The following is an 11,324-nucleotide window of genomic DNA, read 5'->3' as shown; positions in this document are numbered from 1 at the left end:
ACATCTCTCGCGCCAGATATTGCGGATCGTTGAACATGTCCTCGGCGCTGAAGATCCGGCTGACCGGTACGTCGGCCTGATTGAGCAAGTCGAGAACAGCCTGCAGCGGTAAGGAATTGACCCAGCGATCAATCACGCCATACAACTCGTCCCGGCGACTGTCACGCCCGTCGTTACTGGCCAGCAGTGGGTCGTTGGCAAGATCTTCGCGGCCAATCACGAGCATGAAGCGTTTGAAGATCGCATCACCATTGGCACCGATCTGCACATGCTTGCCGTCGGCGCTGGTGTGGATCGAAGACGGCGTGATGCCCGGCATGATGTTGCCGCTGCGCTCGCGGATGAAACCGAACACGTCGAACTCCGGCACCATGCTTTCCATCATCGCGAAGATAGCTTCATACAGCGCAACGTCGACCACTTGGCCCAGTCCGCCATTGACCTCGCGATGACGCAGCGCCATCAGCGCACCGATCACGCCCCACAGCGCGGCAATCGAATCACCGATGGAAATCCCGGTACGCACCGGTGGCCGATCTTCGAAACCGGTGATGTACCGCAGGCCGCCCATGGATTCGCCGACCGCGCCGAAACCCGGCTGGTCCTTCATCGGCCCGGTCTGACCGAAACCGGACAGGCGCACCATCACCAGTTTCGGGTTCAGGGCGTGCAGGGTTTCCCAGCTCAGACCAAGTTTTTCCAAGACGCCGGGGCGGAAATTCTCGATGAGGATGTCGGCTTCGCCCAGCAGTTGTTTCAGGATCGCCAAACCGTCCGGGTGTTTCAGATTGAGGGTCAGCGACTTCTTGTTGCGCGCCTGGACGAACCACCACAACGAGGTGCCTTCGTACAATTTGCGCCACTTGCGCAGGGGATCGCCGCCGTCCGGCGACTCGATCTTGATCACCTCGGCGCCGAATTCGCCGCAAATGCGCGAGGCAAACGGCCCGGCGATCAGCGTACCCAATTCAATGACTTTCAGACCCGAGAGCGGTTTGCTGGTGAACGGCATGCGAAATCCTGTAGGACAAGGCTGAACGGATACAGGGTTTTAACATAGCCGGCTGTCAGACGCCGCAGCTCGATCGCCATCAATTCGTTGATTGCCTGTGGCATCGGTTAGACTTGCCGACTTTCCTCGTATCAAGAAGCCCGTTCATGGCCCAGCCGTCCACTACCTACAAATTCGAACTGAACCTCACCGACCTCGACCGCAGCGTCTACGAAAGCGTCAAGCAGACCATCGCCCGTCATCCTTCGGAGACCGAAGAACGCATGACTGTGCGGCTGCTGGCCTACGCGCTCTGGTACAACGAGCAGCTGTCGTTCGGCCGTGGTCTGTCAGACGTGGATGAACCGGCCTTGTGGGAAAAGAGCCTGGACGACCGTGTCCTGCACTGGATCGAAGTCGGCCAGCCGGATGCCGATCGCCTGACCTGGTGCTCGCGCCGCACCGAACGCACCAGCCTGCTGGCCTACGGCAGCCTGCGTGTGTGGGAAACCAAGGTGATCCCGGCGATCAAGAACCTGAAAAACGTCAACATCGCCGCCGTCCCGCAGGAAGTGCTGGAGACCCTGGCCAAGGACATGCCGCGCGTCATCAAGTGGGACGTGATGATCAGCGAAGGCACGATCTTCGTCACCGACGATCGCGGTCAGCACGAAGTCCAGTTGCAATGGCTGCAAGGTGAGCGCGGCTGAGGTCGCGACATCACTGATATTTCCCACGAATCAAAGAGAAGCCTCCTTCGCCCCATGCGTATCGAACCTCGTCAACTGCCTGCCACGCTGCCTTTCCTCGGTGATCTGCCGCCACTGCTGACCCGCCTGTACGCGGCGCGGGGCGTGCAATCGGAAGCGGAGCTGGACAAAAGTCTGGCGCGCTTGATCCCGTTCCAGCAGCTCAAAGGCATTGATGCGGCGGTTGACCTGCTGGTGACGGCATTGGAGCAACGCCAGCGCATTTTGATCGTCGGCGACTTCGATGCGGACGGCGCCACCGCCAGCACCGTCGGTGTACTCGGCCTGCGCCTGCTGGGCGCTGCGCATGTCGATTATCTGGTGCCGAACCGTTTCGAATACGGCTATGGCCTGACGCCGGAAATCGTCGAAGTCGCGCTGACCCGTGAACCGCAACTATTGATCACCGTCGATAACGGCATCTCCAGCGTCGAAGGCGTCGCGGCGGCCAAGCGCGCCGGACTGAAGGTATTGATCACCGACCACCACTTGCCCGGCGATGAACTGCCGCAGGCCGATGCGCTGGTCAATCCGAACCAGCCGGGCTGCGAGTTTCCGAGCAAAGCGCTGGCCGGCGTCGGGGTGATTTTTTATGTGTTGATGGCCTTACGCGCACGCCTGCGCAGCCTTGGCTGGTACGAGAGCAAACCGCAACCGAACATCGGCGAACTGCTCGATCTCGTGGCGCTGGGCAGCGTCGCCGACGTGGTGCCGCTGGATGCCAACAACCGCATTCTTGTGCATCAAGGGCTGGAGCGGATTCGTGCCGGCCGGGCGCGCCCGGGGATCAAGGCGATCCTCGAAGTCGCCAAGCGAGAGGCTGCGCGGATCACTTCCACCGACCTGGGTTTTATTGTCGGCCCTCGCCTGAACGCCGCCGGGCGTCTGGACGACATGAGCCTAGGCATCGAATGCCTGCTCACCGCCGACGCCAATCTGGCGCGGGAAATGGCTGCGCAACTGGACGGCATGAACCAGGATCGCAAATCCATCGAGCAGGGCATGCAGCGTGAAGCGCTGGCGCAGCTCAAGGATCTGCCGGTCGAGTCGATGCCGTTCGGTCTGTGCCTGTTCGACCCGGAGTGGCATCAAGGCGTGATCGGCATCCTCGCCTCGCGGATGAAAGAGCGCTATTTCCGCCCGACCATTGCTTTTGCCGATGCCGGTGATGGTCTACTCAAGGGCTCCGGTCGCTCGGTGCAGGGCTTCCATATTCGCGATGCGCTGAGCGTGGTCGCGGCGCAGCATCCGAACCTGATCGCCAAGTACGGTGGCCACGCGATGGCCGCTGGTCTGACCTTGCCGCAGGAGAATTTTCCGCTGTTCGCCGAGGCATTCGACGCTGAAGTACGTAGGCAACTTCGCGAAGAAGACCTCACTGGGCGAATGTTGTCGGACGGCACGCTGGCCGTCGAAGAGTTCCACCTCGAACTGGCCCGCGCCTTGCGCCACGCCGGGCCATGGGGTCAGCACTTTCCGGAGCCGCTGTTTCACGGTGTGTTTCAACTGGTCGAGCAGCGCGTGGTTGGCGAACGGCATTTGAAAGTGGTGCTGAAAAGCGAATGCGGTTCGGTGAAGCTCGATGGCATCGCGTTTGGCATTGATCGCGATGTGTGGCCGAACCCGACGATTCAATGGGTTGAACTGGCTTACAAGCTCGACGTTAACGAGTTTCGTGGCAACGAGACTGTGCAGTTGATGATTGCTCATATCGAACCGCGTTAAGCCATTCGCGAGCAGGCTCGCTCCCACAGGTACGGTGCTGCCTTGTGGGAGCGAGCCTGCTCGCGAAAGCGTCCTTTCACACACTGAATTACTCTGAACCCTCCGTCATCTCCGGTTGTCGACTAGGCTCTAAGCACTGCTTGATTGGCCTTGTGACGTCTTGTCGAATTCTTGCCCGCGGGGGCGGGTGCTACACCCTTTTTCTGTCACTCGTCGACTTTTCAAACAGAACCCTGGAGCCTGCCCACTGATTCGAGAGGTGCCCCATGAGTCTGCTGCTTGAACCCTTTACCCTGCGCCAACTGACCCTGCCCAACCGCATCGCCGTGTCGCCGATGTGCCAGTACTCCAGCGTCGACGGCCTGGCCAACGACTGGCACCTGGTGCACCTGGGCAGCCGCGCGGTGGGCGGTGCCGGTCTGGTTTTCACCGAAGCCACGGCGGTGACCGCCGACGGGCGCATCACCGCCGAAGACCTTGGCCTCTGGAACGACGAACAGATCGCACCGCTGCAACGCATCACCCGCTTCATCACCGCCCAGGGCGCGGTCGCCGGCATTCAGCTGGCCCACGCCGGGCGCAAGGCCAGCACCCATCGGCCGTGGATCGGCAAGCATGGCAGCGTCAAACCCGACGATGGCGGCTGGACCCCGGTCGGGCCATCGCCGATTGCTTTCGATCCGCAGCACACCCAGCCAAAACAGCTCGATGAAGGGCAGATCGCCGAAGTGATTAAAGCCTTTGTCGACGCGGCCAAGCGCGCGCTGACGGCGGGGTTCAGCGTGGTCGAGGTGCATGCCGCGCACGGCTATCTGCTGCATCAGTTTCTTTCGCCGCTGAGCAATCAACGCCTCGATCAGTACGGTGGTTCGTTCGAGAATCGCATTCGCCTGGTGCTGCAAGTCACCGAAGCGGTGAGGGCAGTGTGGCCGGAGGAATTGCCGGTGTTTGTCCGCGTCTCGGCGACCGATTGGGTCGAAGACGGCTGGAATCCGGACGAAACCGTGGAACTGGCGCGTCGCCTTCACACGCTGGGCGCCGATCTCATTGACGTGTCTTCAGGAGGGACAGCTGCAAACGCGGAGATTCCGGTCGGACCCGGTTATCAGACGCGCTTTGCCGAGCGGGTACGCAAAGAGTCAAGCATTGCCACCGGCACTGTCGGCATGATTACCGAGCCTGCCCAGGCCGAGCACATTCTGCGTACCTGTCAGGCCGATATCATTTTCCTTGCGCGCGAACTGCTGCGCGATCCGTACTGGCCGCTGCACGCCGACGATGATCTGGGCGGGCGCAAAGCAGTGTGGCCGGCGCAGTATCAGCGCGCGACCCATCGGGATCAGCCGATTCATGAATCGGATTTGCGCGATTGATTGAAGGCTGGAAAGCAAAAGCCCCGAACCAGTGATGGTCGGGGCTTTGGTTTGTCTGGTCCGGCCTCGCTGTCTGCGCTGCCGTCATCGCGGGCAAGCCCGCTCCCACAGGTTCGAGTCGACTACAGGTCTTGTGATCAACTCACCACTGTGGGAGCTGGCTTGCCAGCGATGAGGCACTGGCAGGCGCTACAAAACCTCAAGGGTATTTACGCTTGTCCGGCGCCGGCGGGAAGTACTGGTACAACCAGGTCTCGCTCAACGTGCGGTCATTGGTGCGAATGAACAGGCGCAGTTCCACCGGCTCGACGCTGTCATTGGTCGGGTACCAATCGAACAGGATCCGATAACCCTTGATGTCATCCAGCACCAGCACGCTGAAGTCCTGCACCTTGCCGTTGGAACAGGTAATCACTGGCTCGATCCCGGTGCCCTGTGGCAGGCGCTCAAGGCCGCCACCGGTGAAGTCCACGGCAAAACGGCGCGCCCAGACTGGCGGGTAGTGCTCACCCGGCGCCCAACCCTCGGTGAAGCCGCCCATGCCCGAACGCGTCGCGTGCACTCGCGCCAGTGGCGTGCCGACCGGTGGCAGCGCGCTCCAGTACAGCTTGTACCCGTAGTTCAGCGAATCACCGGCAGCCACGGGTTTCTTCGGCGTCCAGAACGCGACGATGTTATCCAGCGTCTCGCCGGTCGTAGGAATTTCCAGCAGATCGATCGAGCCTTCGCCCCAGGCGGTTGTCGGTTCTACCCACAGGCTCGGGCGCTTGCTGTACCAGTCGACAGTGTCCTGATAGTTGGCGAATTCGTGGTCGGTCTGCACCAGGCCGAAACCCTTCGGGTCCTTGTCGGCAAATGCGTTGAATTGCAGCGTCGCCGGGTTGTTCAACGGACGGCAGATCCACTCGCCATTGCCGCGCCACATGGCCAGACGGTCGGAGTCGTGAATCTGCGGGTGGATGGTGTCGCACATGCGCCGTTCGTGGGTGCCGCAGCTGAACATGCTGGTCATCGGCGCCACGCCCAACTGTTCGATGGTGGTGCGTGCGTTGATGTGCGCGTCGATTTCCATGACCACGCGCTCGGCCTGGCAATCGATGTCAAAGCGATAGGCGCCGGTCGCGCTCGGCGAGTCGAGCAGGGCGTAGACCACAAAACGCGTGGCGTTCTTGTCAGGCGTCTCGAACCAGAACTTGGTGAAGTCGGGAAATTCTTCGCGCTTCTTCGCGTACGTGTCGATGGCCAGGCCGCGCGCGGAGAGGCCATATTGGCCAGTAGCATCGACCGCACGGAAATAGCTGGCGCCGAGAAACGACACCACATCATGCCGATCCAGCTCCGGTGCCTTGAACAGTTTGAAGCCGGCAAAACCCAGGTCGCCCTTGAGCTGCTGGGTGTCGACCGAAGTGTTCTCGTAGTTGAATAGCGCCGGGCGGAAATGCACCTCGCGCGCCATGCGCGTCTTCGGATCAACGCTGTACATGCGCACCGGCTGACGGAAACCCATGCCGACGTGGAAAAACTGCACGTCCAGCTGACCTTTGTTTTCCTTCCACAAGGAATGCTCGCCGTCGTAGCGGATCGCGTTGAAATTCTGCGGAGTCATGGTCGCCAGGGTTGGCGGCAACACCTGTTTCGTATCCTGATAGGCATTGCCGGCGAGCTGCTTGGCCTGACGCTTCAACGCTTCGAAATCGAAAGCCTGGGCCTCGCCATCGGCGGCGCCACCATTGGCCGCCCAGGCGCGAGCAGCCAACAGACCCGACGCGGAAAGACCGGTATAGGCCGCAATGGCCATGGACGCTTTGAGCAAATTCCTGCGCTGCATAAATACAACCTGTCGTGTGCAATCCAGCGCCGTTCCTGGCACCTGTCGGATCGGAAATTACGGTTCGGTCATGCCTTCGGCCAAACGCAACGGACTATAAACAGATGCCCGCTAGCTTAATCGGTTCGATTGTCGGGCAAAAAGGCTTGTTTGCGTTGCGCCATCTGGCAATGAAACAAGACATGTCTGTAATTTTTCTGACAGGGCCCTCTGATTTAGAGGGCATATCTGCTTTTTTCGATTAATTACTCTAAAAACCACTTTTCAACGCCAATTTAATTCCTATTCTATGAGCAAGACCGGATACAAGCCTTCGTGCCGGCGGGGCACACGACGCTGCTCGAAGAGGCAGGGCGATGTGAGGTTCAGCAGTTTCTTGACTCAATAGAGAAGGACATCGTCCATGGCAAAAATACAGGGCATCACCGAAATGTTGGGCATCTTTCCTTGCTTGGGCGGCGGGCGCAGAAGACGCCGTCTCAATTCCGAGGAATTGAAACTGGTGGAACGTTATCGAGAGCTATCGGAAAGCGACCGGATCGCCATGCGCTATCTGGTGGATGCGATGCGGAGTGTTTCGCGGTTTTAAGGAGGAGGGGAGAAGGGGGCAGGTCGAAAGGCCTGCCCCTTTTCATTGGGTAGCGCTCGGAACGAGCCCTTTTGAGTGGCGAGCAACATCTCGAAGCACACTCACGGGGCGGATTGGGGCACTTTCGAACTAGGCTGAGGGCCTTAGATCCGGATAACCCAAGTTTGGAGACGGAACATGAACACCCGTGGATTGCTCGATCAACTGCTCAAGTCCGGGCAGGAAATGCTGCAGAACAAGGCCGGCGGCGCTTCCAGCAAATCGGCTGCGAGCGGACTTGGCGGCTTGTTCGGTGGCTCGTCTGGCTCCAGCGGCCTCGGCGGCCTGCTCTCCGGCGCGGGTGGCGGCGCATTGGCCGCGGGCGCGATGGGCCTGCTGCTCGGCAATAAAAAGGTCCGCAAGGTCGGCGGCAAAGTCGCCCTCTACGGCGGCCTCGCCGCGCTGGGCGTACTGGCTTACAAGGCCTACGGCAACTACAACGCCCAAAAAGGCAGCGCACCCCAACGCGAACCGCAAACCCTCGACCGCCTGCCACCCGCGCAAGTCGAGGAGCACAGCCAGGCCATCCTCAAAGCCCTGGTCGCCGCCGCCAAAGCCGACGGCCACATCGACGAGCGCGAGCGCGAACTGATCGAGGGCGAATTCACAAAGCTCGACAACGATCAGGAACTGCAACACTGGCTCCACGCCGAACTCAACAAACCCCTCGACCCCACCGACGTCGCCCGCGCGGCGAGCACGCCGGAAATGGCGGCGGAGATGTACATCGCCAGTGTGATGCTGGTGGATGAGGAGAATTTTATGGAGAAGAGCTATCTGGATGAACTGGCACGGCAGTTGAAATTGGAGCCGGGGTTGAAGGTGGAGTTGGAGAGGCAGGTGCGGTTGGCGGGGGAGGGAAGTTCTGGGGGGAAATCGCAGCGTTGAGTTGCGATTTTTCCTGTGTCGTTGAACGGGGCTTCAAACGGAGGTTGAAGTTTGTAATTCCGTTCTGGACCAGGCTCGATTGAAATTACGAGGTGACCAACTTGTTGGGATTTTGTTCGGGTCGTAGCGAGAGAGCGTCAGGCGGGAGCCGTTGAGGTCGATGCTGCTGAGTTGCCCGCCAGGCTGGTGGCGGTAATCGAGTTTGCTGCCATCGGGCAAGCGGCAGTGCTTGAGCTGGCCGACGCTATCGTATTCGTAGCGCAGAGTGCCCCAGTCTTGGTGTTCCTCGATGAGTCGGTCTAGCAGGTCGTATTTATAGGCACACGGCTAATCACTGCCGTCGACGTTGACTAGTCGACGCGAGCGCGTCGATGCTTTAAGTTTTTTTACTTTATCCAACGTGTTATCTAACGCTTTCTCAAGATCGTCCAAAGTTTTGGCCGTTTCGGTATATATAGGTGAATTCCAGTTTTGGTTTGCGATTAATGAGATTCTGAAGGCGCCGTGTTCACTGAATTCGGGATACCATCCAATGTCTATTATTTGCTCGTGCGGGAATGACGCCTGTAATAGATCTTCCCTTAATTTATCTGTGGGGAGCGCAATTTTCGATCCGTCTAGGCTGGTTAATTCGTCAAAAGTTATCTTTCCGTCAAGATTTTTTATCTTTTCAGTACTCATGATTTATTTGTTCTTTTTCGTTGGATTGTAGGTAGGCGCGCGTGTGGCTCCTCCGGGTAGGGTATCCTGCGTCAGGCGGTCGAGGGCATCCCATTGCTAATTAGTGATCGCACCGGATTAGTCGTTACGGGCGATTTGCCCGAATATGTATTGGAATTAAGTTTTGTTTTCGACATTGCTTGATAATTAAATGCTATCTGGTTACAGGTTTGCTCTGAGGTTGTTTTAGGGATCTCGCTGCGCGAAGTGGACGCAGTCATGTTCATCTAAGTATATTAATGTGCTTAAGTTTTCAGGGGTTATCCAGAATGGAAAGCCTGTTGATTCGAAAAGTAGCGTTCTTAGGTCTTCCGTGGTTTCAAGCCTCCAAGCGTGAATATGGTCGTCTTGAACTATGAGAATAGGCTTCTCAAAATTTTCCAGTGTGTCAACTGTCTTCCAGTATTCTGGGTCGTGTTTTTTTTTGGTGTTTTCCAGAAAATATGGATCCATATTTTTCGCTTTTGGTGAGAAAAATAGCGACGTTAACTTGCTTGTGAGTGCTGATAAATCATGGGTGCTGAATTTTTTATTTTTTATTTTTTGCTGTGCCAATGTTGAATCGATTTCTTTTTCAAAGTAATTCATTGGGCAATATTAAGGCGTAGTTCGCTTTGATATGAAGATTTTGGCAAGTTGTAGGCGCAAGGATGCATTGTCTAATTTGCTTTGCTCTTGATCGGGGTGTGCTTGTCGTCAAGAGAATGCCGCGGTTAAGTAAAAATTGGTTGTTAATTTAATTCGTAGTTAAATTTTTCATCTAAGCCTAGAGAAATGTCTTGGTTTTTAGTTCGTTCGAATATCGCTATTATTTTCTCATATGTTTCTCCAAGATTTTGTTTAGATTCTCTCGAATTTCGCCATAATATATTAATCGGGCGTTCCACATTCGTGCTTAGCAGGTCCCATAAGGCGTTTAGGTTGTTTCCGTAGTGTTGCGAAACGGAAAAGGCAGAAGCTATACGCTTATGAAAGTCTTGTTCGTTTAAGATTGATAAGCCATCAAGTTCAATTATCATTTGTTATTGCTTCCATGTTCCAATTGGGCTGACGGTATCATAGTGATCGCTGGTGATATATAGCAGGCCGTCATTCGAATAGAGTAACCTGGTTCCCGGTTGGTTGCTCCGTGACATTGTGTTGCTGAGGCCGACGTCGGCTTCATACCAAGTTCGGCCAGAGGCGGATGGAAGGATATTTGTATCATTATAGAAAATATCTCCTCCTATCTGCCCACCGGGGACGCTGTTGTTGACTGCCTTACCTGGTTTCCATCCGCTCTGAGCTGCCTGAGCTTTAGTAACGTAATTAGGAGGAAGCTCTCCGGTAGATCGCAGGCTTTCGACTAAGGGGTTAGCGGCCTCAGTCGTTCTAAGGTCCCGTTTCATTGCAGCGTATTTAGCAGCGTTATGGGCAGAGTTGTCATATGGTTCGGGTTGTTCACAATCTTTACTTGCAAGCCCCAACGGATCCACCCAACCCGTAGGATTAGGCACGTACTGGTAGCTATTCAATCCACCCGCAAGCTTGATCGGATCGGGCGTCAAGAACCGTCCAGTCCCCGGATTGTAGTAGCGGTGGCGGTTGTAATGTAACCCTGTCTCGGTGTCGAAATACTGACCTTGGAAGCGTAACGGGTTATCGATTTCGCTGACATCCAGCGATGCGAGGTTGCCGTACGCGCGATACTTCGCCGACCACATGATTTCGCCGCTGTAGTCGGTCAGTTCCTGCGGCGTGCCGAGGTGGTCGAGTTGGTAGTAGAACGGGGCCGCTTTTAGCGGGCCTTCGCCGTCGAGCATTGCCAACGGGCGGAAGGTGCCCGGTTCGTAGATGTAACTGCGGTAGCGGTTCTCGGCGCTTTCAGCGATGAGGCGTTCGCCTTGCCACAGAAACTCGGTGGTGTGACCGTCGACTGACTTTTCAATGCGGCGGCCAAAGGCGTCGTATTTGTAGGTTGCTGTGCTGCCGCCCGGCAGGCTGACGCCGATCAGGCGGTGTTGGCAGTCGTAGCGGTATTCGGTGACGAGCTTTTGGCCGGTTCCGCGACGCTCGCGGATCAAGTTGCCGTAGGCGTCGTAATCGTAATGGCGGTCGCCTTGCATCAGTAGGCGGTTGCCTTTGACGTTTGCGAGGTTCGCAACGGGCAGGTCATTTTGTCCGAGGAGGTTGCCTGCCGGGTCGTGAGCGAAGCTCTCTGGCATGGCGCCGCGTACGCTGATCAGTCGGTCGAGTGGATCGTAGTGATAGCTGCGGTTGCCTTTGCGGCTGTCGTTAATACCGGCGAGGTTGCCGTTGGCATCGTAGTTGTAGCGACGCTGGAACAGGTGCTTGTCCCGTTGGCTGACGCTGTGGGCCTGTAGTCGGCCCTGTTCATCGTATGGTATTGGCTAAGCAGCAAGCCTTGTTGGCGTTGTTGCTC

The 11,324-nt window shown here is 57.3% G+C and carries 9 protein-coding genes and 2 pseudogenes; 5 read left to right on the top strand and 6 right to left on the bottom strand.

Annotation, left to right across the window (positions count from 1 at the left end; all coding sequences use genetic code 11):
* A partial coding sequence (locus OQK_RS05780) for a CaiB/BaiF CoA transferase family protein (RefSeq protein WP_016771528.1) occupies positions 1-1,012 on the bottom strand: 1,012 nt, incomplete at its 3' end.
* A 146-nt stretch (positions 1,013-1,158) separates the two neighbouring features.
* Between OQK_RS05780 and OQK_RS05775 the strand changes: the two genes are divergently transcribed.
* From OQK_RS05775 to OQK_RS05765, 3 genes are all read left to right on the top strand, one after another.
* Complete coding sequence (locus OQK_RS05775; protein ID WP_007908961.1) at positions 1,159-1,701, top strand: YaeQ family protein; 543 nt, start codon at positions 1,159-1,161, stop codon at positions 1,699-1,701.
* A 54-nt stretch (positions 1,702-1,755) separates the two neighbouring features.
* Positions 1,756-3,465 carry a single-stranded-DNA-specific exonuclease RecJ gene (gene recJ, locus OQK_RS05770; RefSeq protein WP_016771527.1) on the top strand — a complete coding sequence of 570 codons (1,710 nt, stop codon included), beginning with the start codon at positions 1,756-1,758 and terminating at the stop codon, positions 3,463-3,465.
* 266 nt (positions 3,466-3,731) lie between these two features.
* The gene (locus tag OQK_RS05765) at positions 3,732-4,838 is read left to right on the top strand and encodes an NADH:flavin oxidoreductase/NADH oxidase (RefSeq protein ID WP_016771526.1); all 1,107 of its coding nucleotides are present in this window, start codon (positions 3,732-3,734) and stop codon (positions 4,836-4,838) included.
* A 199-nt stretch (positions 4,839-5,037) separates the two neighbouring features.
* Here the strand turns inward: OQK_RS05765 and OQK_RS05760 are convergent, their stop codons facing one another.
* Positions 5,038-6,666, bottom strand: coding sequence for a glucan biosynthesis protein D (locus OQK_RS05760; protein WP_016771525.1), 1,629 nt, complete (start codon positions 6,664-6,666; stop codon positions 5,038-5,040).
* Positions 6,667-7,069: 403 nt separating this feature from the next.
* Here OQK_RS05760 and OQK_RS05755 point away from each other — a divergent pair, with 403 nt between their 5' ends.
* A complete protein-coding gene (locus OQK_RS05755) occupies positions 7,070-7,255 on the top strand; it encodes a hypothetical protein (RefSeq protein ID WP_016771524.1) in 186 nt (61 codons plus the stop codon).
* A 177-nt stretch (positions 7,256-7,432) separates the two neighbouring features.
* Positions 7,433-8,182 carry a tellurite resistance TerB family protein gene (locus tag OQK_RS05750; protein WP_016771523.1) on the top strand — a complete coding sequence of 250 codons (750 nt, stop codon included), beginning with the start codon at positions 7,433-7,435 and terminating at the stop codon, positions 8,180-8,182.
* A gap of 111 nt (positions 8,183-8,293) precedes the next feature.
* On the opposite strand, the pseudogene OQK_RS31945 reads toward OQK_RS05750, so the two are convergent.
* The 4 genes and pseudogenes from OQK_RS31945 to OQK_RS30745 all read right to left on the bottom strand — a co-directional run.
* Positions 8,294-8,539: pseudogene (locus tag OQK_RS31945) on the bottom strand (hypothetical protein); the annotation flags it as partial.
* 549 nt (positions 8,540-9,088) lie between these two features.
* Positions 9,089-9,490, bottom strand: coding sequence for a hypothetical protein (locus OQK_RS05740; protein ID WP_157221867.1), 402 nt, complete (start codon positions 9,488-9,490; stop codon positions 9,089-9,091).
* A 143-nt stretch (positions 9,491-9,633) separates the two neighbouring features.
* A complete protein-coding gene (locus OQK_RS29085; RefSeq protein WP_081489830.1) occupies positions 9,634-9,921 on the bottom strand; it encodes a barstar family protein in 288 nt (95 codons plus the stop codon).
* 3 nt (positions 9,922-9,924) lie between these two features.
* Positions 9,925-11,324, bottom strand: a pseudogene (locus tag OQK_RS30745) (RHS repeat-associated core domain-containing protein); the annotation flags it as partial.

Origin of the sequence: Pseudomonas sp. R62, from assembly GCF_000257605.1 — a bacterium.
Taxonomy (GTDB): domain Bacteria; phylum Pseudomonadota; class Gammaproteobacteria; order Pseudomonadales; family Pseudomonadaceae; genus Aquipseudomonas; species Aquipseudomonas atacamensis.
This window is presented reverse-complemented; position numbering and strand designations above follow the sequence as displayed.